The organism is Chryseobacterium viscerum (genome assembly GCF_025949665.1).
GTDB lineage: Bacteria > Bacteroidota > Bacteroidia > Flavobacteriales > Weeksellaceae > Chryseobacterium > Chryseobacterium viscerum_A.
This window is the reverse complement of sequence record NZ_JAPDFT010000001.1, coordinates 28,094-52,408: the sequence shown is the minus strand read 5'-3', so window position 1 is coordinate 52,408 and position 24,315 is coordinate 28,094. Positions and strand designations below refer to the sequence as shown.

General features: G+C 37.1%; 20 protein-coding genes. 1 reads left to right on the top strand and 19 read right to left on the bottom strand.

The window, feature by feature from the left end:
* Window positions 1-45 precede the first annotated feature (45 nt).
* Window positions 46-924: an NAD(P)H-binding protein gene (locus tag OL225_RS00280; RefSeq protein ID WP_264516893.1), complete on the top strand. Its 879-nt coding sequence runs from the start codon at window positions 46-48 to the stop codon at window positions 922-924.
* A gap of 94 nt (window positions 925-1,018) precedes the next feature.
* Here OL225_RS00280 and OL225_RS00275 read toward each other — a convergent pair whose 3' ends face one another.
* The 19 genes from OL225_RS00275 to OL225_RS00185 form a co-directional block, all read right to left on the bottom strand.
* Entirely contained in the window at window positions 1,019-2,302 is a 1,284-nt protein-coding gene (locus OL225_RS00275) for an ectonucleotide pyrophosphatase/phosphodiesterase (protein ID WP_264516892.1), read from the bottom strand.
* Between the two features lie 109 nt (window positions 2,303-2,411).
* Window positions 2,412-3,257, bottom strand: a complete 846-nt coding sequence (locus OL225_RS00270) for a GNAT family N-acetyltransferase (protein WP_264516891.1) — start codon at window positions 3,255-3,257, stop codon at window positions 2,412-2,414.
* A 178-nt stretch (window positions 3,258-3,435) separates the two neighbouring features.
* The gene (locus OL225_RS00265) at window positions 3,436-4,218 is read right to left on the bottom strand and encodes a T9SS type A sorting domain-containing protein (RefSeq protein WP_264516890.1); all 783 of its coding nucleotides are present in this window, start codon (window positions 4,216-4,218) and stop codon (window positions 3,436-3,438) included.
* Window positions 4,219-4,222: 4 nt separating this feature from the next.
* Window positions 4,223-4,747 (bottom strand): ankyrin repeat domain-containing protein, encoded by a 525-nt coding sequence (locus OL225_RS00260; protein WP_264516889.1) that lies wholly within the window; start codon window positions 4,745-4,747, stop codon window positions 4,223-4,225.
* Window positions 4,744-5,289 carry a YceI family protein gene (locus OL225_RS00255; RefSeq protein ID WP_264516888.1) on the bottom strand — a complete coding sequence of 182 codons (546 nt, stop codon included), beginning with the start codon at window positions 5,287-5,289 and terminating at the stop codon, window positions 4,744-4,746. Before OL225_RS00255 ends, OL225_RS00260 begins: the two co-directional genes overlap by 4 nt.
* Window positions 5,290-5,299: 10 nt before the next feature.
* Entirely contained in the window at window positions 5,300-5,647 is a 348-nt protein-coding gene (locus tag OL225_RS00250; RefSeq protein ID WP_047379233.1) for a hypothetical protein, read from the bottom strand.
* 1 nt (window position 5,648) lies between these two features.
* Window positions 5,649-6,491 (bottom strand): DUF5777 family beta-barrel protein, encoded by an 843-nt coding sequence (locus tag OL225_RS00245; protein WP_264516887.1) that lies wholly within the window; start codon window positions 6,489-6,491, stop codon window positions 5,649-5,651.
* 125 nt (window positions 6,492-6,616) lie between these two features.
* Complete coding sequence (locus OL225_RS00240) at window positions 6,617-7,267, bottom strand: Crp/Fnr family transcriptional regulator (RefSeq protein ID WP_264516886.1); 651 nt, start codon at window positions 7,265-7,267, stop codon at window positions 6,617-6,619.
* A gap of 188 nt (window positions 7,268-7,455) precedes the next feature.
* Window positions 7,456-7,761, bottom strand: a complete 306-nt coding sequence (locus tag OL225_RS00235; protein WP_002976436.1) for a DUF3467 domain-containing protein — start codon at window positions 7,759-7,761, stop codon at window positions 7,456-7,458.
* 87 nt (window positions 7,762-7,848) lie between these two features.
* Window positions 7,849-12,114 (bottom strand): DNA-directed RNA polymerase subunit beta', encoded by a 4,266-nt coding sequence (gene rpoC / locus OL225_RS00230; protein ID WP_047379238.1) that lies wholly within the window; start codon window positions 12,112-12,114, stop codon window positions 7,849-7,851.
* An 84-nt stretch (window positions 12,115-12,198) separates the two neighbouring features.
* On the bottom strand, window positions 12,199-16,020 hold the full coding sequence (rpoB, locus tag OL225_RS00225; protein ID WP_264516885.1) for a DNA-directed RNA polymerase subunit beta: 3,822 nt from the start codon (window positions 16,018-16,020) through the stop codon (window positions 12,199-12,201).
* A 440-nt stretch (window positions 16,021-16,460) separates the two neighbouring features.
* Window positions 16,461-19,058 carry a T9SS type A sorting domain-containing protein gene (locus OL225_RS00220; RefSeq protein ID WP_264516884.1) on the bottom strand — a complete coding sequence of 866 codons (2,598 nt, stop codon included), beginning with the start codon at window positions 19,056-19,058 and terminating at the stop codon, window positions 16,461-16,463.
* Window positions 19,059-19,097: 39 nt separating this feature from the next.
* Window positions 19,098-20,231 (bottom strand): hypothetical protein, encoded by a 1,134-nt coding sequence (locus tag OL225_RS00215; protein ID WP_264516883.1) that lies wholly within the window; start codon window positions 20,229-20,231, stop codon window positions 19,098-19,100.
* A 129-nt stretch (window positions 20,232-20,360) separates the two neighbouring features.
* The gene (locus OL225_RS00210) at window positions 20,361-20,759 is read right to left on the bottom strand and encodes a hypothetical protein (protein WP_156118493.1); all 399 of its coding nucleotides are present in this window, start codon (window positions 20,757-20,759) and stop codon (window positions 20,361-20,363) included.
* A gap of 373 nt (window positions 20,760-21,132) precedes the next feature.
* Entirely contained in the window at window positions 21,133-21,498 is a 366-nt protein-coding gene (rplL, locus tag OL225_RS00205) for a 50S ribosomal protein L7/L12 (RefSeq protein ID WP_007845452.1), read from the bottom strand.
* Window positions 21,499-21,544: 46 nt separating this feature from the next.
* Complete coding sequence (gene rplJ / locus OL225_RS00200; protein WP_264516882.1) at window positions 21,545-22,132, bottom strand: 50S ribosomal protein L10; 588 nt, start codon at window positions 22,130-22,132, stop codon at window positions 21,545-21,547.
* Between the two features lie 17 nt (window positions 22,133-22,149).
* On the bottom strand, window positions 22,150-22,842 hold the full coding sequence (gene rplA / locus OL225_RS00195; RefSeq protein ID WP_047099699.1) for a 50S ribosomal protein L1: 693 nt from the start codon (window positions 22,840-22,842) through the stop codon (window positions 22,150-22,152).
* Between the two features lie 11 nt (window positions 22,843-22,853).
* On the bottom strand, window positions 22,854-23,297 hold the full coding sequence (gene rplK / locus OL225_RS00190) for a 50S ribosomal protein L11 (RefSeq protein WP_047379251.1): 444 nt from the start codon (window positions 23,295-23,297) through the stop codon (window positions 22,854-22,856).
* Between the two features lie 347 nt (window positions 23,298-23,644).
* Window positions 23,645-24,313, bottom strand: coding sequence for a hypothetical protein (locus OL225_RS00185; protein ID WP_047379253.1), 669 nt, complete (start codon window positions 24,311-24,313; stop codon window positions 23,645-23,647).
* Between the last annotated feature and the right edge of the window lie 2 nt (window positions 24,314-24,315).

Genomic DNA, 24,315 nt, shown 5'->3' with positions numbered 1-24,315 from the left:
AAGTACAAATATAACTTTGTTCTCAGAAATAAAAAAATATTTATTATGAAAATTGTAATCACAGGATCATTAGGAAATGTAGCCAAACCATTAGCACAACAGTTAATTGCCGAAGGGCATAATATTACAGTAGTCAGCAGCAGCGATGCAAGAAAACAGGATATTGAATCTCTGGGAGCCACTCCAGCCATAGGTTCTATCACAGACGTTAATTTTTTAACTCAGACATTTGAAGGAGCAGATGCTGTTTTTGTAATGACTCCTCCGGCTATCAGCCCGGATAAGATTGTAGAAAACACAACCAATGCAGGAAAAAATTATGCTGAAGCTATAAAGAATGCCAACGTAAAAAGAGCCGTAATGCTAAGCAGTGTGGGAGCTGAATCTCCGGTAGAAAATGGCCCCATTGCAGGTCTTCACAATATTGAAAAAATATATAACGAAGTAGAAAATACCTCTTTCACTTTTTTAAGAGCCGGATATTTTTATAATAATTTTTTCAACGATATTCCTTTGATTCAAAATGCTGGAATCATTGGAGGGAATTATCCTGCAAGTGTTGAAGTACCAATTGTACATCCCAATGATATTGCCCAAGCTGCCGCTGAAGAACTGGTAAAAGACGGAAATACAAACAACATCCGGTATATTGTAAGTGATGTGAGAAAAGCGGCTGATTTTGCAAAGGTTTTAGGAACTTCTGTTAATAAGCCTGAACTTCCATGGGTAGAATTCTCTGATGAAGATTCTTTAAATGGAATGCTTCAAGCCGGACTACCTGAAGATATGGCTCATCTTTATGTTGAAATGGGTAGAGGAATAAGAACCGGGGTTGTTCAGAAGGATTTTATTGATCACAATTCTCCTGTTACAGGTAATGTAAAGCTAGAGGATTTTGCTAAAGAGTTTTCTTCTAAGTTTTAAATTCTTTTGTTTTTCTAAGACTGATAATATGAGTTTCGGCGCACCAAAGGTGCGCCGAAACTTTGTTAACTATTATAATATTTTAAACCATAGACTATTTTTTGTCTTTCAGGGTTTCTTTTAAAATTTTCAGTTTTCCGTCAATTGGCTGATCTATTTTCAATCCTAAAATCTCAGCAACCAAAGGATAAACATTAATGTTAGCAAATTCACTGATGACCAGATTGTTTTTAAATTCAGGTCCCCGGGCAAAGAAAGTAGCTTTCATTTCCGGCACAACTTTAGGGTTGTAGCCATGTTTTCCAACAGATGTTTTCTTACCTTTTTCTAAGAATATTTTCGGTGCTTTAGGGATCAGAAGAATCTGTCCTATTCTGTTGTATTGGTCATCTCTTGTTGCAAAATGCAGATATTTAGGAAGTTTTTTATCCAGATACACTTCGTAATCATCTGTTTTCTGAGCTTTCAGTTGTTTGTAAACCTTCTTTACCTCATCAGGATTTTTAACGTAAACTCTTAACAAAGTCTGGGAATTGTAAAAATCAAATCTGTTTTTATCAAAAAGAACGGCCGGGATTTCTAATGGAGCTCCACCGTCTACTTTGATCATTCCGTGGTCAGACACAAATATAAAGTTGACGTTCTTTAAGCCTAATCCATCTACTTTCTGAACAAGATCACCTATCGCCTGGTCTATCAGATGTACAGCAGTTTCGGTTTCTTTTGTATCAGGACCATAATGATGCCCGCTTCCGTCTACTTCCGGGAAATATAATGATATAAAATGAGGTCTTTTATCTTCCGGTAATTTCAGCCAGTTCACCACTTTTTCTACTTTTTCGGAAGGAGAAAATTTTTCGTGATAAGGGTAGTAGTAAGAAGGTCTCATTCCTCCGGCATCGCTGGCAGATCCTACCCACATTAAAGATGCTGATACCATTCCCTGTTTTTCAGCAAGTCCCCAAAGTGGAGTTCCTCCATACCAGCTTCCGTCTTCAGCATTTTTTTTATTGCTCATGGCATACCCTTCTTTTCTTTTATAGTCGTAGAAAAAATTATCAATCAAGCCATGATGGGAAGGATAAAGTCCGGTAATTAAGCTCCAGTGATTAGGGAAAGTAATACTTGGATAGCTTGGAATCATTGCTTCAGCTTTCACACCGCTATTGGCCAGTTTCAAAAGGTTTTCAGCATTGTACTTCTGTGCATAGTCATAACGGAAACCGTCTGTAGATATCATAATCACATAAGGTTTTGACTGTGCTTCCGTGGTGTTCTGTCTACCTGGGATAATCACCTGGGCTGTATCAATATTGCCCTGTTGCGCAAAAGCCGTAAAAGAAATTAGCAGCAGTAAAAAATGGATTCCTCGCTTCATTATTTTAAAATTTTCCACAAAGTTACATCCTATACTTCTGCATAAAAAGTTTAAGAGATTAAAAGTATATTAAAACCGATTATTTTTTTTGAATCAAAATGAATCTTCATTAAATAGATCTTTTCATTTCAAACTGTGACAGCCAATTGTTCAGTCCTACTCGTTCACTGAGAAATTTGCTGGTATTTTCTGAAGAATCATCTACATTGTTCAATGCTATACCCTGCCCGCCATTTTTATCTTTAACAGCGTTAAAAAGCTTTGTTCCAATTCCACGGTTTCTGTAGTTCTTATCTACAGCAAACTGATATACTTTTTTCGCTGCAGGGCCATAGATAATATATCCTACCAGTTTATCTCCATCATAAGCTCCTAAAGTCACATGATTTTCCGGCATCGGCTCCAATACGAAAACTGACCCTTGCCATGAAGGTTCAATATCCCAGAAAGAGCATAGCAGCTCCCATTGAAAGTCTTTCAGATCTCTAATAGAAACCTCAGCATTTTCTTTTCCCTGCTGAATACTTCCGTTAAAACAAAGTAATCTTCGGACAATTACAAAGCCCAGGTTTTCATACGCCCTGATTGCAGGCTGATTTCCTTCAATCACTTCAAGCAACAATGTATTGGCATTTCTTTCTTTTAAAACAGGGATAATAAAATCATACATTTTTCTCACCAATCCTTTACCTCTGCTTTCAGGAACTACGCCTGTTCCGCCATTGTATATAATTTTCTCCCCATTTTCAACTTTTTCAGACTGAAGAATAAAACCTACCAGTTTTCCATCTTCAAATGCTCCGGCAGATAAACTCATATCTAATTTTTCTGCTGCAATTTTTGAGACAAGCACCTCTTTCGTTAAGTGGAAAGGAATAACATAATCTGAAAATGAATGGTTGAATACTGACAGAAGTTCGTCTGTTGTAATATTGGCTAAAGTTTTAAATTCCATTGGTTGTAAAAATTATAAGGTAAAGAAGCTGCCTTTTGTTAAGAATCCGGATATACACAAATATATGAAATTTAAAGCAATCTCCCTGGAATGGGTACTTTAAGGAAAAAAGATACCCCTGAAAAATCAGAGGTATCCGTTTTTAAAAAAAATATTTAGGTGTGTTTTTTCTGAAAAATTATTCTTTAATCAGTTTTTCGTAAGATGTAGTTCCATCTTTCAATGTGATTTCAAAATAATAAGTACCAGATTTTAAATCTCTGACACTGATATTTTCTCCCTCAAGTTTCACAGATCTTACTTTTCTTCCGGCAGATTCATAAATATCAACAGATTTTATTTTATCAATATTTTTAAAGCTTACCGTTTCTTTAGCCGGGTTTGGATAAAGAACTATTTTCTTACTCTCTAAAGCGGTTTCGCTGGTCCCTAAAGTAGAACCAAAAGTAAGCGCTGTAGTACCACAGCTGTTAGAACCATGATAAGCAATCGTAAAGTTTGATAATCTACGTCCATATGTAACGTTTAAAGGGCTTGCGGGAGGAAAAGTAAAAACGTAATCATTAGCATCTCCTGTATTTAAAGCTCTTGTAGCGACTACAGTACGAACGCTTCCAGCCACTGTATTGGAGGTTACAGTCCAGTTCTGAGTTCCATCCAAAGGCGGCACCACTCCCTGGCCATTAAATGTTCTGTCACTTAAATTGGTTCCATCAAAAATAACAACATCCTTCCCTATATCATCCATATTCGTTGTATCGAAAGCCATTCCCAGCCATCCTGTAGAAGGGCCGATAAGGGTAAGGGTAACTAAAGAAGGAGTAAGGTCTATCTTAACTGAATAAGCCAAATCTGCTCCTCCGGGTGTGGAAAACAGAGGCACAGTTCCTGTCGAATATTGACTTTTTACATGAAAAAAAGCAAAAAATCCGATCAATAATAATGTAGTTTTTAATTTCATATGATCAATTTTTTAATAGGTTAATAATATCCTGATTTTTAGAAAATAAAGCATATTCAAAAACAGTTTTCCCCTGCTTGTCTGCTAATGCCTTATTAGCTTTATTTTTGAGTAACAGCACAACCATTTCTTTGTTTTGTGACTGAACTGCATATATCAATGGAGTTACTCCGCTGCTGTTTGCAACATTGGGATCAGCTCTGTTCTCTAATAATTTCTGAGTAAGATTTTTATCTCCTTTAAAGACAGAAGCCGTTAAAGCTGTTCCTTCTCCACTTGCATAGTTCATATTTTTAACATGAGTGATTAAAAATTCCGCAACCGGAGTATTTCCTCTGTAACAGGCTAAAATAAGTGGTGAAAAACCATTTTCGTTCACCTGATTAATAACATCCGGATTTTGTTTCATCAGCTCCTGTACTTCAGGAACTGTTCCGCTTCTGGCAATATCAAATATTGATTTTGCTTTTTCCTGGGCAGACATCCATGAGCTCAGAAATAATCCTAAAATTAAGATTAGATTTCTCATTGTTTTACCATTACGTAGTTGTATTCTATGTTGACATTTTCTGCAACTTTCTTTGTAACCATTTTAGGTATAGTCACTTTATAATCTGCAGGTTTGGCCACAAAACCACCCTGCATATATATTTTACCATCTTTTGCATACAAAGTAGCTGCAGAGTTAACCGCTTTGTCTACACCATGAAAGTTAAGTGTTCCCTGAACAGTATATTTCTGAGGGCTGGCCGTAAGCTTTGTTTTATCAAAGTTGACAATTTTCCCTTTGAAAGTTGTTTTCGGATATTTTGCAGATTCAGCATAACTTTCATTGAAATGCTCTTCCATTAATTTGGTTTTAAAATGAAAGTTCTTAACTGTAGAAACGGATGCCATTTCACCGTTATCCGCATTCAGAATAACAACATTATTGTCATCCTGGGCAAAGATGTCATCAAACAGAGGAACCGAAGCTTCAAAAGTTACTTTTCCTGTCTTAGAACTGTATTTTTGTGCTGATGCGTAACTGGCAGTAAGCAGTAATACGCTTAATAATGCTAATTTTTTCATATCAATTTTTTTAATTTTCATTGAGCCCGTCAGCTTTCCATTTTATGAAAATATTGATCTGAGCTGCGGACAACGATCCTCCCTGCGGCATTTTCTCCGGATCACCATTAGGTCTTTGGATACGATCCAGAATTCCGTCTATATTGTTTTTTACCTGATCATAGGTAACGAGAGGTTTATAGCCGCTGGCAGAATGGCAGCCAATGCAATTGTTATCCACAATGGGTTTTACATCTGCTGTATATTTTACGGGTGCAGTGATAGGTGTATTATCAGAAATCTCTTCATAAGTTCTGCTGTCACAAGCCGTCAGTATGATTGCTGACGACAATATCAATAAGGATGTTAGCTTTTTCATATTAAAAAACTCTATAAAGATTAAACCCAAAGAAAATATGTCCCTTTCCCCATGCTCCAGTGGCATTGGTAAGATATCCGATATCTGAATTTATCTGGGAGTTCGTTAATAAAAGCTGGAACACATGTCCTCCGGTTTCTATATCCACCCCTAATGATAATGGGTTTTTATAAAAACTGTGATCGTCGAAATTCACAAAATATTCTGCATTTACAGAAACTCTTTTGGAAATTTTATAGCGTCCTCCCAAACCTGCTAAAAATTGATTTTTGTTTTCAATGGTGGGTTCGTAAAGATTTTTATGAACAAAAGAAGGGGTAATCTGTAAGGAAAGCTTATCATTGAACCTTCTTGAGATCAATGCCTGTGTAAGATAAGAAAGTCTGTCACTGAATTTAAGGTGTGGATAATTATCTTTATCCAGTTCAGTATTGGCACCCATTACATTGTACCCCACAATATCCACCGGGAAGTTTTCGTTTTGTCTTGCCAGTCTATATTTCACTGCACCTTCAAACGTTTTCATATTCGTTTCTCTGGAAAGGCTTACGGAGACAGCATCTGAAATACCATAGATAACACCTAATTTGGTTGAAGCATGATCCAGACCGAAAAAGTCTTTAAACCCTGCGCTTATATCTCCAAATCTGTGGGCAACGACAATGTACCATTCTTTTTTGGCGGCCAGTTTTGTAGATTGTCCCGTAACAATCTGAAGAGCTTTGAAGGCGGGTTGTGAAGTTTCTGTGTTGGTTTTCACCGTGTCAATATCTTTCAGCAGATCTTCCTGTGCAAAGACAAGACCTGATGCAAATACTGACAAAAATAAGAGAGTTTTCGTCATATACAATTTGAATTAAATTATGATATAACAAACTTATCGAGTTCTCAATTCAAAAACAGGTGATAAAAGTCACCATCCAAATTGTTTTTATCGATGATGAAAATAAACTTTTCAAACAATTAGAATTAGATTATTCTAACATTTTCATTTACAGGTACTTTTATCCCTTCTTTGGTCTGAACAATTTCACCTTCGCTTTCAATTTTTTTCAAAACTCTGCTCACTACTTCCCTGGAAGTTCCCAAACTATTGGCAATTTCACGATGGGTTATCTTAATGGGATTGTTTCCTGTGGATGAAATCTGCTGTTTGATATAATTCAGGACTCTTTTATCCAGCCTGTGAAATACTGCATCATTCACCATATTCATCACTTCTGAAAATCTACGGTCATATTCATGGTAAAACAGTTTATTGATTTCCGGAAATTTTATCAGCCAATCATGCATTATGGTAACGGGGATAAGAATAGCTTCCGAATCTTCTTCAGCGATGGCATATACCCTGCTGACATAATCTGTAAGAATAGATGAAAAAGTCATAAGGCAGCTGTCTTTGGGTTTAATATAATAGTAGATAAGTTCTCTGCCATCATTAAGAGTAAAAACCTTGATAGAGCCTTTTATCAGGAAAGGCACAAACTTATTTTTCTGCCCTTCTCTTATGATTTCGGTTTTGGCTTTTATATCAATTGCAACAGCATGTTTTTCCAGCTCAGATAAAAAATCAGCACCTAAAAAGCCAAATTTGCCCACAGCGAATGCTTTATCAATCATATCTTATATTTTATACTTTTTCTCAAACAAAGATATAAAATTGATGAATGGTTATTATATATTTTTATCTTATTAAATAAAATTAACAATTAAACAGATTCAATTTTCATTTCTGCTGCATGGTTTACCTCATAAAAAATGCCCTGGTAAAAACCAGGGCATTCTTATTTTATTGTAAAAAAGAAATCTTACGCTTGAACGTTGTTTCCTCCTAATACGAAAGGCTCAACTTCTTTGATTTCTCCGAACTGCTGCTCGTAGTTAGCGATGTTCTGTTGAAGAGCGTTTAATACTCTTTTAGCGTGAAGTGGAGCAAGAATAACTCTTGATCTTACTTTAGCTTGCTGAACACCTGGCATCAACTGAATAAAGTCTACTACAAATTCAGATGGAGAGTGGTTTACTAAAGCTAGGTTAGCATAGATACCAGCAGCTACCATTTCGTTTAATTCGATGTTGATGTTTCCGTCTTGTGGATTTTGATTGTTGTCCATTGTTATAAATTATGTTTTTAAAATTCGAAATTTGAGATTGTGAAAATATAAAAATAATTTCAAATCCCAAATTTCAAATCATTAATTTTAGTTAAGGTCTTCGAATTCTTTCTTAGAACCTACAATAACGTTCTGATACTCTTTAAGACCTGTACCTGCAGGGATTCTGTGACCTACAATTACATTTTCTTTAAGACCGTTAAGATCGTCTACTTTACCAGCAACAGCTGCTTCGTTAAGAACTTTAGTAGTTTCCTGGAACGATGCTGCAGACATGAATGACTTAGTCTGAAGGGCTGCTCTTGTAATACCTTGTAGTACAGGAGTTGCTGTAGCAGGAAGAGCTTCTCTTACTTCTACAAGACTTAAATCTTCACGCTTCAACTTAGAGTTTTCATCTCTTAATTCTCTTGCAGTAATCATCTGACCTGGCATGAATTCTTTAGAATCACCAGCATCTACTACTACTTTAAGACCGAATACTCTGTTGTTTTCTTCCAAGAAATCATACTTGTGCTCAAGAGCTCCTTCAAGGAATTGAGTATCACCTCCATCTACGATAGATACTTTCGTCATCATCTGTCTTACGATAATTTCGAAGTGCTTGTCGTCGATTTTTACCCCTTGTAGACGGTAAACTTCCTGGATCTCGTTTACTAAGTATTCCTGAACTGCTGTTGGACCTTTAATTCTTAAGATATCTTCTGGTGTGATAGAACCGTCAGAAAGCGGAGAACCTGCTCTTACGAAGTCATTCTCCTGTACTAAGATCTGGTTTGATAATTTAACTAAGTAAATTTTTCTTTCTCCAGTTTTCGCTTCAACAATAAGTTCACGGTTACCTCTCTTAATTTTTCCGTAAGAAACTACCCCGTCGATTTCAGTAACAACCGCTGGGTTTGAAGGGTTTCTTGCTTCAAATAATTCGGTAACTCTCGGAAGACCTCCGGTGATATCCCCTGCTTTTGCAGATTTTCTTGGGATTTTGATTAAGACTTTACCGGCCTTAATTTTTTCACCATCGTTAACCATTAAGTGGGCTCCTACCGGTAAGTTGTAAGCTTTCTGCTCAACACCTTTAGAGTCTACCACTTTCAAGGTAGGTACGGCTTTCTTATTTCTAGATTCAGAGATTACTTTCTCTTCGAATCCTGTCTGTTCGTCAATTTCAAGCTGGAATGAAATACCCTGGATGATATCCTCGTATTCTACCTTACCTGAAGTTTCTGCAATAATTACCGCGTTATATGGATCCCATCTACAGATTGTATCTCCTTTCTTCACTTTATCACCTGGTTTTACAGCTAATATAGATCCGTAAGGTACGTTAGCTACCATTAATGGAGTTCTGAACTCATTATCAGCAACTAATCTGAATTCTGTTGAACGGGAAACTACAACTTCAGCAGTATTACCGTTTTCATCTTCAGAAGTAATAGTTCTTACTTCATCCATTTCAACGATACCATCTCTTCTTGCAACAATAGATGGGTTTTCTGATACGTTTCCTGCAGTACCCCCTTGGTGGAAGGTTCTCAACGTAAGCTGAGTACCTGGTTCCCCAATTGACTGTGCTGCAATTACACCTACCGCTTCACCCATGTGGATCACTTTACCTGTTGCTAAGTTTCTACCGTAACATTTAGCACAGATACCTTTCTTAGCTTCACAAGTTAATGGTGAACGAACCTCAACAGCTTCTAATCCAGCTTCTTCGATTCTTTTCGCCAATGCTTCAATGATCACCTGATCTGCGCTTGCAATAAGCTCGTCAGTTTCAGGATCGTAAATATTATGAAGAGATACTCTACCTAAGATTCTTTCAGAGATTCTTTCAACGATCTCGTCATTTTTCTTAAGTGCAGTAACTTCTGTACCTCTCAGTGTTCCACAGTCGTCTTCTGTAACGATAACGTCCTGTGCAACGTCTACCAATCTTCTCGTTAAGTAACCAGCATCGGCTGTCTTAAGAGCGGTATCCGCAAGACCCTTACGAGCACCGTGGGTAGAGATAAAGTACTCTAGAATCGAAAGACCTTCCTTAAAGTTTGCAAGGATCGGGTTTTCGATGATCTCCGCTCCGGTAGAACCGGCTTTTTGCGGTTTTGCCATCAAACCTCTCATCCCTGATAACTGACGGATCTGTTCTTTAGAACCCCTCGCTCCAGAGTCAAGCATCATATATACAGAGTTGAACCCACCTTGGTCAGTTTTCATTCTGCTCATGATCATTTCAGTTAATCCGGCGTTGGTATTTGTCCAAACGTCGATTACCTGATTATAACGTTCTGTATCGGTAATTAGACCCATGTTATAGTTAGCTCTAATTTCATCTACAGTTTCAATTGAAGAAGCAATCATCTGCTTTTTCTCAACAGGAACTACAATATCCCCAAGTGAGAATGAAAGACCTCCTTTGAATGCATTTGAATATCCTAAATCTTTCATTGCATCAAGGAACTTCACAGTTGTAGGGAAATCTGTATCAGCAAGGATCTTACCGATAACGTTTCTCAATGATTTCTTAGTAAGAAGTTCATTGATATATCCTACCTGCTTAGGTACAATCTGGTTGAATAAAATTCTACCTACAGAAGTTTCGATCAATCTTGTTACTATTACTCCATCTTCTTTAACAGGTAGTCTACATCTTACCTTAGCATTTAAAGAAACTCTACCTTCAGCATAAGCGATTTCCGCTTCCTCAGGAGAATAGAATGCAAGACCTTCACCTTTTACTTTCATATCTTCTGTAGAGCTCAATTCTTTAGTCATGAAATAAAGACCAAGAACCATGTCCTGAGAAGGTACTGTAATTGGAGAACCGTTTGCAGGGTTCAAAATGTTTTGAGAACCTAACATCAATAACTGAGCTTCAAGGATTGCCTCTGGTCCTAACGGTAAGTGTACCGCCATCTGGTCACCATCGAAATCGGCGTTGAATGCTGTTGTTACCAACGGGTGTAGCTGGATTGCCTTACCTTCGATCATCTTAGGTTGGAAAGCCTGGATACCTAGTCTGTGAAGCGTAGGTGCTCTGTTCAATAGAACAGGGTGTCCTTTCATCACGTTTTCAAGGATATCATAAACTACTGGTTCTTTTCTATCAATGATTCTTTTTGCAGATTTTACAGTTTTTACAATCCCTCTTTCAATTAGTTTTCTAATGATAAATGGTTTGTAAAGTTCAGCTGCCATATCTTTAGGAATACCACATTCGTGAAGCTGTAAGTTTGGACCTACAACAATTACCGAACGCGCAGAGTAATCTACCCTTTTCCCTAGTAAGTTCTGACGGAAACGACCTTGCTTACCTTTCAATGAATCAGAAAGTGATTTCAATGGTCTGTTTGATTCAGATTTTACTGCAGAAGATTTCCTTGTGTTATCGAATAATGAATCTACAGATTCCTGAAGCATACGCTTCTCGTTTCTTAAGATTACTTCAGGAGCTTTGATCTCCAATAATCTCTTCAAACGGTTATTTCTGATAATTACTCTTCTATAAAGGTCATTCAAATCAGAAGTTGCGAAACGTCCTCCATCCAATGGAACTAATGGTCTTAATTCTGGTGGGATAACAGGAAGTACACGCATGATCATCCACTCTGGTCTGTTGATCATTCTTGTATTAGCACCTCTTAATGCTTCTACAACGTTCAATCTTTTAAGAGCTTCTGTTCTTCTTTGTTTAGAACCTTCGTTGTGAGCTTTGTGTCTCAAGTCGAAAGACAATGCATCAAGATCGATTCTTTTTAACAGATCTTCTACAGCTTCAGCACCCATTCTGGCGATGAATTTATTTGGATCAGAATCATCAAGATACTGGTTTTCTACAGGAAGAGTTTCCATGATATCAAGGTATTCTTCTTCTGTAAGGAATTCCATATTTTCGAAATCGGACCCATCTAATTTTTTAGCAATACCCTGCTGAATCACTACATATCTTTCGTAGTAGATGATCATATCTAATTTCTTAGAAGGGATTCCTAAAAGGTATCCGATTTTGTTTGGCAATGAACGGAAGTACCAGATGTGAGCAATAGGAACAACCAATCCGATATGACCGATTCTTTCTCTTCTTACTTTTTTCTCAGTAACTTCTACACCACAACGGTCACAAACAATCCCTTTGTAACGAATTCTCTTGTATTTACCACAAGCACATTCGTAATCTTTTACAGGACCAAAGATTTTCTCACAGAATAATCCGTCTCTTTCAGGTTTGTGAGTTCTGTAGTTAATAGTTTCCGGTTTTAAAACCTCCCCTCTTGAGTCCTGTAAAATAGACTCCGGTGAAGCTAAACCGATGGTTATTTTATTAAATCTACTTGTTTTATTTTTATTTGACATTTGTTAGATTTTAAATTTTAGATTTTAGATTTTAGATTAATTTCTGAATGTTGCCATTCAACATTTATAATTTAAAATTTAAAATTATTCCTCTAGTCTTACGTCTAATCCAAGACCTTGCAGCTCGTGAAGTAATACGTTGAATGATTCCGGAATACCTGGTTCAGGCATAGATTCACCTTTTGCAATTGCTTCATAAGTTTTTGCTCTACCAATCACGTCATCCGACTTCACAGTCAAGATTTCTCTCAAGATATTGGATGCACCGAATGCTTCAAGTGCCCAAACCTCCATCTCTCCGAATCTCTGACCTCCGAACTGAGCTTTACCTCCTAACGGCTGCTGAGTAATCAATGAGTAAGGTCCGATAGAACGTGCGTGCATCTTATCATCAACCATGTGTCCTAGTTTCAACATGTAAATGATACCTACTGTCGCAGCCTGAGTAAATCTTTCTCCGGTACCACCATCATAAAGGTGAGTGTGACCGAATTTAGGAAGACCTGCTTTCTCTGTATATTCAGTAATCTGATCAAGAGTTGCTCCGTCAAAGATTGGTGTAGCGAACTTCATTCCCAGCTTCTGACCAGCCCATCCAAGAACTGTTTCATAGATCTGACCGATGTTCATACGAGAAGGTACCCCTAGTGGATTCAATACGATATCTACTGGTGTTCCATCCTCTAAGAACGGCATATCTTCTTCACGAACGATTCTTGAAACGATACCTTTGTTACCGTGACGTCCTGCCATCTTATCTCCTACATTCAGTTTACGTTTCTTAGCGATGTAAACTTTAGCCAACTTCATAATCCCTGCTGGAAGCTCATCTCCGATTGAAATAGCAAATTTCTCACGGTTTTTAACTCCTTGGATGTCGTTATATTTGATTTTGTAATTGTGAATTAATTGTTTGATCAATTCATTCTTATCAGCGTCTACTGTCCAGTCTGCACCACTAACATTTACATAATCTTCAACTGAAGTCAATAATTTGTGAGTAAATTTCACACCTTTACCGATGATTTCTTCGTCAAGGTCATTTTGTACCCCTTGAGAAGTTTTACCGCTTACCAGTGTATTTAATTTTTCAATTAAAGTATTTCTCAACTCATCAAATTTAGCCTTGTAAGTGTTTTCAATTTCTTCAAGTCTAAGTTTTTCTTCAGTTCTTTTCTTTTTGTCTTTAATGTTTCTAGAGAACAATTTCTTGTTGATAACAACTCCTCTTAATGAAGAGTCAGCTTTTAATGATGCATCTTTTACATCACCAGCTTTATCACCGAAGATTGCTCTAAGAAGTTTTTCTTCAGGAGTCGGGTCAGATTCACCTTTTGGAGTAATTTTACCAATCATGATATCTCCAGGCTTCACTTCAGCACCGATTCTGATCATACCGTTCTCATCAAGATCTTTGGTAGCTTCTTCAGATACGTTTGGAATATCTGCTGTAAGCTCTTCCATACCTAATTTGGTATCACGAACTTCAAGAGAATACTCATCTACGTGGATTGAAGTAAACCAGTCTTCACGTACAACTTTTTCATTGATTACGATTGCATCCTCAAAGTTGTATCCTTTCCAAGGCATGAACGCTACTACTAAGTTTCTACCAAGAGCTAATTCTCCTTTTTCAGTAGCATAACCGTCGCAAAGTACTTGTCCTTTTTCCACTACATCACCTACTCTTACGTTTGGTCTTAGGGTAATGGTTGTACTCTGGTTGGTTTTTCTGAACTTAGTAAGTTTGTATGTTTTAGTAGCAGACTCGAATTGTACTAAATCTTCGTCTTCGCTTCTTTCATATTTAATAACGATTTTGTCAGCATCTACGTACTCTACAGTACCTGTACCTTCAGCGTTAATTAAGATTCTTGAATCTCTTGCAACTTGCTGCTCAAGCCCTGTACCAACGATTGGAGCCTGTGGCTTCAATAGAGGAACGGCCTGACGCATCATGTTAGATCCCATCAATGCACGGTTCGCATCATCATGTTCCAAGAAAGGAATCAATGAAGCGGAAATACCTGAGATCTGGTTTGGAGCTACATCGATAAGGTTAACCTGAGCAGGCTCCACTACCGGATAGTCACCATCCAATCTTGCAATAATTCTGTCTGTTAAGAAGTCTCCGTTATCACTCAATTCAACGTTTGCCTGAGCAATTACCTTATCTTCTTCATCTTCTGCATTTAAGTAAATAGGATCAGCGTTAAGATCAATCTTACCACCTTCTACTTTTCTATATGGAGTTTCGATGAAACCAAGATTGTTGATTTTCGCATAGATTCCCAGAGATGAAATCAAACCGATGTTTGGTCCTTCCGGAGTTTCAATCGGACAAATTCTTCCGTAGTGAGTATGGTGAACGTCACGAACCTCGAAACCTGCTCTTTCTCTTGATAAACCACCAGGCCCTAGTGCAGATAATCTTCTCTTGTGAGTGATCTCTGATAACGGGTTGGTCTGGTCCATGAACTGAGAAAGCTGGTTGGTACCGAAGAATGAGTTAATTACAGATGTTAATGTCTTAGCATTTACAAGGTCAAGCGGAGTAAAGATTTCGTTATCTCTAACGTTCATTCTTTCCTTGATTGTTCTTGCAATTCTTGAAAGACCTACACCGAACTGCCCTGCTAATTGCTCACCAACAGTTTTAATTCTTCTGTTTGATAAGTGGTCAATATCATCAACCTCAGCTTTAGAGTTTACAAGTTCGATTAAGTGTCTTACGATAGCAATGATATCTTCTTTTGTAAGAACCTCAGTTGTTGTAGGAATGTTAAGACCTAACTTTTTGTTCAATCTGTAACGTCCTACTTCACCTAAAGAGTATCTCTGCTCAGAGAAGAATAATTTTTCAATGATTCCTCTTGCAGTTTCCTCATCTGGTGGATCTGCATTTCTTAACTGACGATAAATATACTCTACTGCTTCTTTTTCAGAGTTGGTAGGGTCTTTTTGTAATGTATTCTGGATAATAGAGAATTCGTTGCTGTTTTCTTTGTGAATCAGGATTGATTTCACACCAGCATCCAGGATAAGATCTAAGTGTTCTTTTTCAAGGATTGTTTCTCTATCCAAGATGATCTCGTTTCTTTCGATAGAAACTACTTCACCTGTATCTTCGTCTACGAAATCTTCGAACCAAGTGTTCAATACTCTCGCAGCCAATGTTCTCCCTTCTACTTTTTTAAGGGCAGCTTTAGAAACTTTCACTTCTTCAGCAAGGTCGAAGATCTGAAGGATATCCTTATCAGATTCGTACCCGATAGCTCTTAATAAAGTTGTTAATGGTAATTTTTTCTTACGGTCGATATACGCGTACATTACGCTGTTGATATCCGTTGTAAATTCCATCCAAGATCCTTTGAAAGGAATAATTCTTGAATAATATAATTTGGTCCCGTTCGCGTGGTAAGTCTGTCCGAAGAATACACCAGGTGAACGGTGAAGCTGCGTAACGATAACTCTCTCAGCACCGTTGATGATGAAAGAACCACTTGGCGTCATATAAGGAACCGGACCTAAATATACGTCCTGAACCACAGTTTGGAAATCTTCGTGTTCCGGGTCAGTACAATACAATTTAAGTCTAGCTTTTAGAGGAACTGAATAAGTAAGTCCTCTTTCCACACACTCATCGATTGAATAACGTGGAGAATCTACCAGATAGTCTAGGAATTCTAATACGAATTGGTTTCTTGAATCCGTAATTGGGAAATTCTCTTGGAAAGTCTTGTAAAGAGCTTCTGTCTTTCTGGCTTCAGGAAGTGTATCAAGCTGGAAAAATTCTCTGAAAGACTCAATTTGGATATCCAAAAAGTCCGGAGTGATAATTTTTCCTTTCGCTGATGAGAAATTAATTCTCGGATTTCCTTGAGTTGTTGATTTTGTTTTACTCATAAAACTTTTAAGAAAGGGTTAAAAAATATTTTGATTCATTAAAAAATATCAGAAAAGAACAAGAAACAAGGTAAAAGTAAAAGGTAAAAGTGTTTTTGGCGCTCACAGAAGACCTTAGAACTCTTTCAACTATGCACTTGGCTCTTTCTAACTGCAACACTGGTATATCTTTTCACAGTGTAATGCAAAATATTTTTATTACTTTTGAGGCAGCATTACCGCAATATCTACATATACGAAATCCCTCTCACGTTTTCACAATGAAAGAGTTGATTTTCAGTATTTTATAAATTTACAAACAATTTTTCGCGCCAAAAGAGGGGCAAATATACAAAAAATTATCCACAATAACAAATAAATCCTCTCATTTCTAGACTCTTAAAACAAGAGAGGCTGCCCAAATATGAGCAACCCCTCTACAACACAAGCTAATCTTATGGCTATTTCACAATAACCTTATAAGATTTTATTTTTGATTTGGTTTCTATTTTAATGATATAAACCCCTGTAGGAAGTGAAGACGTATCAATACCGGTATTGGCATTCAGTTTATCTGTCTTAATTACCTGTCCTTGTGCAGAGAACAGCGTATACACTCCTTCTTCTACAGATGTGATTCTAAGATTTTCTCCTGCTTTTACAGGGTTTGGATATATTTTTACATCATTTGCGGCATCTGCAATTTCCGTAGCTGTGATTTTCGCAGCAGTTTTGGAAGCATTTTTCAGCAATGAAGCATAAGGTGAAAGTGGTGAATCCGGTGAACCTCTTTTCACAAGGTCTGTATCTACAACAGCCTGAATACCATCTTTGTCTTTATCATTAATCGTAGAGATGAACCCACCTCCTAATGTATCGAGATTTTCTTTTCCAATCTTATAAAGGTCAAGATCTGAACCATTGGAAGTAATATCCAGGAAGTCAGGTTTATCATCTCCATCTGTATTTTTAATTGCATATTTCAATACTCCTGAGTCTGGTGAAGTTTCCAGAATATCAGCGATACCGTTTTTACCTACCGGAACATTAGTGTCAATAACTCCATTGTGATCTGCATCAATCTGATTGATTACTGATACAGGGATCCCAGACTCAAACAGATCTAATATACCATCGTTATCAGAATCAAGGTCCAGATAATTCGGAACTGAATCTCCCAATACCGGCGTTAACAGAATATCTCCTTCATTATCATCATCCTGAAACTTGCCATTTTTATCAAAATCTTCCACAACATCAAGAATACCGTCGTTGTCAGAATCCAGATCACAAGCATCCACAATACCGTCTCCGTCTGTATCCAGTGCAGGAGATTTGTCATTCACTTCTGTACAGCCTTCTGCACAGTCAGGAATTCCGTTTCCGTTATTATCTATACTGTCATCACCTCCAGGGCAGCGGTCGAAGCAGTTCGGAACACCATCGTTATCATCATCTCTGCTCGCAAAAGCGTTATAGATATAATAATTTTGAGGAATACGAACGGCAGTTCCACTGTTGAATGTAATTTTAATACGATTGAAAGGCTTTGTAGCTTTTCCTCCTACATAGAATTTATTTGAATTCGTTGTGAAGAAGTTACCGCTGATAAGACTGCCTGAACTTGTAAAGGTATCTGTCAGGGTATTTCCATTGTATAATGTTACAGTAATATTTTCCAGAACACTTACTCCGAGAAGATTTCCTGCTTTTTCTACAGTAAACCCAGCCATCGTATTGACAGGAAGCACACTCGCACTGCTTACCGTTGCAAATGCTGAAAAAATACTAAGAAAGGATGCTGCCGGAACTGTAGCCGTTGCATAATTAGACGGGTTATTATCAACAATCGCTTCCGGATTGCTCATCTTCGCCAAAATAAGACCAAGGAATCCCGGACCTGATGTCCACGAAGTTCCGGTTACCAAATTTCCGGGAACAGCAGAACCACTTGTCTGGATTTTATCATCACATTCGCAAGAAACGGGTTCTTCAAAAGCATAATATACTTTTAAAGCTCCTAAATTAAATCCTACTGTCTGGGTAATTTTTAATCGTACTTCATTGAAAGGTTTAGTAGTTGTTAATGTAACTTTCTGCTTTCCTGAACCAAATCCTAACACTTTAATATTAATCAAGCCTCCTCCGTCAGACAACTGTTTTGAATCCTGAAGCTGGCCGTAAAGATAAGTCTCTATTGTAATATTTTTTAAAAACTCTGCACTTAACAGCTTCCCCTGATCATCAGGTTCTATAACAAACCCCGTTCTGTTACCTGCAGGATAAATCTGGTTTTTGTCAAGTACTCCAACTGAATAAGATCCCAACAATCCGATCGGAAGAACTATTGATCCGTAAGAGTTTTTATTTCCATCCCCAATTCTTTCTTTATTCTGAACATAAGAAAGCGGAGCCAGGAAACTGCTGCTTCCGGATACATTTCCGTCAACACCGCCTCCTGCAATGATATCATCACAAATACCATTATTATCTGTAGGTACTTTTGCAGGATCAAATGCAAATGCATAGTATACATTCATAGCACTGAATATGGAAAGAACATTTGTTTGATACAGTCTTACTTCATCAAATTCTTTTGAAGTTTTAAAGTGCAGGAATATCCTGTTCTTACTTCCTCCGAATGCTGGTACTGATAAAAGTGTACTGCTGGTAGTTGTCTCCTGAAGAACACCATTCTTATAAGTACTGATTCGTAAAGAACTTAAAAGATCAACGGTAATAAAACTCGTCCCAAGATCTACATTAAATCCGGTAATATATCCCGCAGGATAGGTTGTATTTTTATTTTTTACAGAGATTCCGTTTCCACTTAACAAAGAAGCAAAATTCCCCATGTTTACACTGTTATCAAGACTTGCGTCCACCACCGGATTCATGCTTCCGTTATAACATGCTAGACAAATCCCTGAATTGTTGACAGGTTTTGCCTCTACCCCAATCCCACGGATCGGTTCATAGCCCTGCTGCGCAAATATTACCGCTGACATCATCAATGTCATAAGCATCGCAGCTAACTTTTCGAATAATTTTCTGGTCATTTTCTATTTTTTTAAGGTTTGTGTTTATTTTTTATTGAATTAGTAAAATGCTTTCCAATTGCTTCCATTGCAACCTTCGTGTGCTTTAGTGGTTGTATTATATCGGATCGCACCTTCTTCAGCGGCTGTACATGTTGCGTTAGCAGCAGAAGCAATTCCCTTCATCTGTACAGCAGCACCTGTAGATGTAGCTGCAGTAGGAGCCATATTGATTCCTAATATGGTATCTGTTCCATTACCTTTATTGAAGAAAACATGCTCTTTATTAGCATAAACCATTTGTCCTGCAGCTGCCTGACCAGAAAATCCTATTACAAAAGCTTCTGTACCAGTAGCTGTATTTGCAGAACCAACAGCAATATTGTTCAATGATGTTGTATTTCCGCTTCCGATAGCAATCCCGCCACTATTGATATGATTATTACCAATGGTAAGTCCCGTAAGCCCTGTTACAGTATTGAGATTTCCAAAAACCAGGTTATTGGCACCTGTAGCGCTATTATTATTTCCTATTACTTTAGCACCATTATTTGCCGTATTGTTTAATCCAATGGCTACAGCAAGAAAATTACCCTGCGCAGAGACTGTGTTATCTTTTCCCAATGCAATATTTGAAGAGGTACTGTTGGTAAGAATATTATTGGAGCCCCAAGTAAATGATGCATAAGGACCTGTTGCAGAATTGGAGTTTCCGCCTTGCAGGGTTCCATTAGTATCTAATATTCCTTTTACGTTTTTCTGAGTAGCCAGAACCAAATTCTGACCATCATTTGTTCCTAAGTAATTTCCGCTGCCAATATTTGCTCCTAAGGTTGCCGTTGTTGCTGTTGTACCGCCATTTCCTACTGTACGCCAGCTTCCGCTTAAGCTTCCCCATTTGACACCATCAAAATAATAATACCCTGGTGAAACGACATCAATAGTCTGTCCGGCAGGTGTAGCTTCAACCGAGGTAACATATACTATGGCACCTGTTTGGGCTGTTGTATAATTTTTAGCTTTTAATTGTACACCTGTAAGTCTTGGAGCAATCACGCCATCAAGTTTAATGGGGTTAGAAGGTGATCCTACTATATCAAAGGTTGCCTGAGCTTGTCCGGTATTAATCCCAACCTGTGCTAATGCTGGTAAACCAAATGATAAAAGAGCGATAGTAAATAATCTGTTTTTCATGTCTAATGATATTTGCTGTTTTTTATGTATATGTGTTTTTTGAAAGGGCAATTCTCGGGCATTCTCATTCAAATAATAAATGAAATAACAGACAGTACTGTAAGAAAGCGCATAAAATTGTTAGAAATATTAAGAGATAATAGAATGGATTAATTTATCAGGGATTTTGATAATAAACTTAAAGCCATCAACGAGTTTAAAAGAATTGATATAGAATTTTCGGACATCATTAAATGTCAGGAAAATGTATTCTTTGCAGATGGAGTACGAATAAGCCCATCTATTGTATGCAGTGACAAATTTCATGTCTCCAAGAAGGAATAACCGAAGATTGTTATTATTAAAAAAATAAAAATTGTTTTGCTGGCTCTTGCAATAGAATGCGAAGGTTTCATTTTGAACTGTTGACAATCTGTTTGCAGCTGCCACATCATTTACTGCTTCAGACAGATAAACTGAAACATTAGCTAAGTATTGTTGTGGATGATTATTTATAGCTGTACAATATGGTAATTCAGTTTTACTCATTGTGTCAGGTATAAACTTAGTGTTTAATTTTCCTACAGCCGCCAGAAGTAACAGAAGTGTAATCTTGTGACCGTAGGAAAGAAAATAATTTCTATCCAATTATGTTGTGTTTTTTTTCGGTACAAATATAATATTTTTTCAATCAAAACAATACTTTATTAGTAAAAAACTAAACAAGATGAACAAATTGTAAAATAAAAATAAATTATTATGTTAATTTTTAACAAATAAATAATCATATTAAAATATAACAAAAAAAGAATTAATAATATTTAAATACTATTATAAAATAACACCCACATTTGAAAAGGTTTACATACAAAAAAGAACCCGGGCGAATGCCCGGGTTCCTATATTTATAATAAAATTGAAATTATTTCAATTCTACTTCAGCACCAGCCTCTTCTAATTGCTTCTTAAGAGCTTCAGCTTCGTCTTTAGAGATACCAGTTTTGATTGGAGCAGGAGCACCATCTACGATATCTTTAGCTTCTTTAAGACCAGCACCAGTTAAATCTTTTACTAATTTAACGATAGCTAATTTAGAAGCACCTGCAGACTTAAGAATTACATCGAATTCAGTTTTTTCTTCAGCAGCTTCTCCACCACCTGCAGCAACTACTACAGCAGCAGCAGCTGGCTCAATTCCATACTCATCCTTAAGGATAGTTGCTAATTCGTTTACGTCTTTTACTGTTAAGTTTACTAGCGTTTCAGCTAAATTTTTTAAATCTGACATTGTCGTAATGTTTTTGTTGATTATTTATTTAATTTCTTGAGTGTAATTATTCAGCACTTGTTTCTTCAGTGCTTTCTGCAGCAGCTTCCGGAGCTTCAGCAGCAGTTTCTTCTACAGCAGGAGCAGCAGCTTCTTCAGCTTTAGCTTCTACAGTTTCAGGTTTGTTTTGAAGAGCAGAAACAACTCTTTGAATTGGAGATTGAAGTAATCCGATGATTTCTCCGATCATTTCTTCTCTAGACTTGATGTTAGCAAGTGCAGATAAGTTTTCGTCTCCAACGTAGAAAGTTTCTTGAACAAAAGCAGACTTTAAAGCTGGCTTCTCTTCTTTCTTTCTGAACCCTTGGATTAATTTTGCTGGACCGTTTGCAGTCTCAGAAATCATTAATGCAGAGTTTCCTTTGAAAGTCTGGAACATTTCAGAGTAATCTACTCCTTCAATCTGCTCCATTGCTTTTTGTAAAAGTGTATTTTTTACCACTTTCACTTTGATATTTTGTTTGAAAGCCTGTCTTCTGAATTCTGAAGACTTCGCAGCGTTCAAACCGTCTAGATCTGCTACGTATACTACTTTTGCATCCTGAAGCAAGTCTTTGATCTCTTGTATTGCTACAACTTTTTGGTCTTTTGTCATTGTCTTAAGGATTTATATTAGTTAACAGATTTAGTATCGATTGCAATACCAGGGCTCATTGTAGAAGACAAATAAATGCTTTTTACATACGTTCCTTTAGCAGCAGTTGGCTTCATTTTGATCAATGTAGAGATCAATTCCTGCGCATTTTCTTTGATTTTAGCAGCATCGAAAGATACTTTACCAATACCAGCGTGGATGATACCATACTTGTCTACTTTGAAATCAATTTTACCTGCTTTCACTTCAGTTACTGCTTTACCAATTTCCATTGTTACAGTTCCTGATTTAGGGTTTGGCATTAAACCTCTTGGACCTAATACTCTACCTAATGGACCTAATTTACCCATTACAGCTGGCATAGTAACGATAACGTCAACATCTGTCCAACCTTCTTTGATTTTTTGTAAATATTCGTCAAGACCTACATAGTCAGCACCAGCAGCTTTAGCTTCTGCTTCTTTATCTGGAGTTACAAGAGCTAATACTTTAACATCTTTACCAGTACCGTGAGGAAGAGATACAACACCTCTTACCATTTGGTTTGCTTTTCTTGGGTCTACACCTAATCTTACAGCGATATCTACAGAAGCATCAAACTTTGTAGTGTTCACCTCCTTTACAAGAGCTGAACCTTCTTCAAGGTTATAGATTCTTCCTTTTTCTACTTTGCTTAAAGCTTCCTTTTGCTTTTTAGTTAATTTTGCCATTTCTTTAAGTTTTAAGCGTTAGTTGGTTTAGTTCCTGTTACTCTTAATCCCATAGATCTAGCAGTACCTGCAACCATAGAAAGTGCAGAGTCTGTTGTAAAACAGTTAAGATCCGCCATTTTATCTTCAGCGATTTTCTTTACTTGTTCCCAAGTTACAGAACCTACTTTGTTTCTGTTTGGTTCACCAGAACCTCCCTTGATTTTAGCTGCATCCATTAACTGGATTGCTGCAGGTGGAGTTTTAATAACGAATTCAAAAGATTTGTCTTCGTATACTGTAATTACTACAGGTAAAACTTGCCCTGGCTTATCTTGGGTTCTTCCGTTAAATTGCTTACAAAACTCCATGATGTTCACACCTGCAGAACCCAATGCTGGACCTACTGGTGGAGAAGGGTTAGCTGCGCCACCTTTCACCTGAAGCTTTACCATTTTAAAGACTTTCTTAGCCATTGTTTGTTTTTTAAATTTGAATAATTAATGAGTTTGGAAGCATTTATTATTCAGCAGGTTATGCACTCACATAACAATAAACCTACTTTTTGGACTGCAAAAGTATAAAATATTTTTGAAATAGCAAACGGAAATTGCTGATTTTTAAAAAGTTTTAAAAAAAATCTTTATCTCAATTATTATTTTTACAGACCACCTTGTGCTGCATCCTTTTTCATGAGAATATTGACATATAATCCAAAATCACTACAAATTACTTCCACTCGATCTAAACAGGAAGATGTATTCCCCACAAAAAAGAAGAACAGATATCTGCTCTTCTTTTTATTTATAGAATCGAAAACGTATTAAAAACCTGATGGTTTGGTAATCGTTTGGGTAGAACCATTATTCCCTCCAAGATCAGCATTAACATCACTGATGTTTTGTTTTGTTATCAGCCTTCTGTAAGCCATCAGATAAAGATCTACCGTAAAGTTATTGTAGCTTCTTGATGGACTGGATGAATTCACCGCAATAATTCTACTATCTGTAAATCTTGCTCTTATATGCCATGTTCCGTTACTTTTGAAAGCAACAACATCAGGCGAACCTTGTTTGTTGTCATTAATACCATTGTCACCATAATCAAGCATCACATTGGTATTCCCGTCATTCAGTTTGAAAGAATAGTTATGAAGTACAACCAAAAAGTTATTTGCATCAATTTTGGTATCATAATCCGAAATTCCTGTACCTGATACTCCGGTAAGAGTAAGCTTAAGGTAATTGAACAGTCCGCTGCTTTCCAAAGCAGGATCATACAATTGTAAACCATTTTGCGAAGTTGCTAAAAAGCTACCTCCTGTCATGGTAGGTTCTCCCGGATTTCTCAGATATAAAGAATTCGTATATGTTTTTCCGTTAACGTCAAGTGTTTCTGTGGGATTAGCAGTATTCACCCCCACTTTTCCTTTCTGGGCATTCAAAAATATCCCCAGACACATGATTATTGTAATATAAATTTTTCTTTTCATAG

Coding starts and splice junctions, on each gene's coding strand:
- OL225_RS00265 (WP_264516890.1), bottom strand. CDS start 4,218: ATGAAATTAAAAACTACATTATTATTGATCGGATTTTTTGCTTTTTTT.
- OL225_RS00185 (WP_047379253.1), bottom strand. CDS start 24,313: ATGAAAAGAAAAATTTATATTACAATAATCATGTGTCTGGGGATATTT.
- OL225_RS00260 (WP_264516889.1), bottom strand. CDS start 4,747: ATGAGAAATCTAATCTTAATTTTAGGATTATTTCTGAGCTCATGGATG.
- OL225_RS00280 (WP_264516893.1), top strand. CDS start 46: ATGAAAATTGTAATCACAGGATCATTAGGAAATGTAGCCAAACCATTA.
- OL225_RS00250 (WP_047379233.1), bottom strand. CDS start 5,647: ATGAAAAAGCTAACATCCTTATTGATATTGTCGTCAGCAATCATACTG.
- rpoC (WP_047379238.1), bottom strand. CDS start 12,114: ATGTCAAATAAAAATAAAACAAGTAGATTTAATAAAATAACCATCGGT.
- OL225_RS00215 (WP_264516883.1), bottom strand. CDS start 20,231: ATGAAAAACAGATTATTTACTATCGCTCTTTTATCATTTGGTTTACCA.
- rplL (WP_007845452.1), bottom strand. CDS start 21,498: ATGTCAGATTTAAAAAATTTAGCTGAAACGCTAGTAAACTTAACAGTA.
- rplK (WP_047379251.1), bottom strand. CDS start 23,297: ATGGCTAAGAAAGTCTTTAAAATGGTAAAGCTTCAGGTGAAAGGTGGC.
- OL225_RS00275 (WP_264516892.1), bottom strand. CDS start 2,302: ATGAAGCGAGGAATCCATTTTTTACTGCTGCTAATTTCTTTTACGGCT.
- OL225_RS00255 (WP_264516888.1), bottom strand. CDS start 5,289: ATGAAAAAATTAGCATTATTAAGCGTATTACTGCTTACTGCCAGTTAC.
- OL225_RS00210 (WP_156118493.1), bottom strand. CDS start 20,759: ATGAGTAAAACTGAATTACCATATTGTACAGCTATAAATAATCATCCA.
- OL225_RS00245 (WP_264516887.1), bottom strand. CDS start 6,491: ATGACGAAAACTCTCTTATTTTTGTCAGTATTTGCATCAGGTCTTGTC.
- rplA (WP_047099699.1), bottom strand. CDS start 22,842: ATGGCAAAATTAACTAAAAAGCAAAAGGAAGCTTTAAGCAAAGTAGAA.
- OL225_RS00235 (WP_002976436.1), bottom strand. CDS start 7,761: ATGGACAACAATCAAAATCCACAAGACGGAAACATCAACATCGAATTA.
- OL225_RS00220 (WP_264516884.1), bottom strand. CDS start 19,058: ATGACCAGAAAATTATTCGAAAAGTTAGCTGCGATGCTTATGACATTG.
- rpoB (WP_264516885.1), bottom strand. CDS start 16,020: ATGAGTAAAACAAAATCAACAACTCAAGGAAATCCGAGAATTAATTTC.
- OL225_RS00270 (WP_264516891.1), bottom strand. CDS start 3,257: ATGGAATTTAAAACTTTAGCCAATATTACAACAGACGAACTTCTGTCA.
- OL225_RS00240 (WP_264516886.1), bottom strand. CDS start 7,267: ATGATTGATAAAGCATTCGCTGTGGGCAAATTTGGCTTTTTAGGTGCT.
- rplJ (WP_264516882.1), bottom strand. CDS start 22,132: ATGACAAAAGACCAAAAAGTTGTAGCAATACAAGAGATCAAAGACTTG.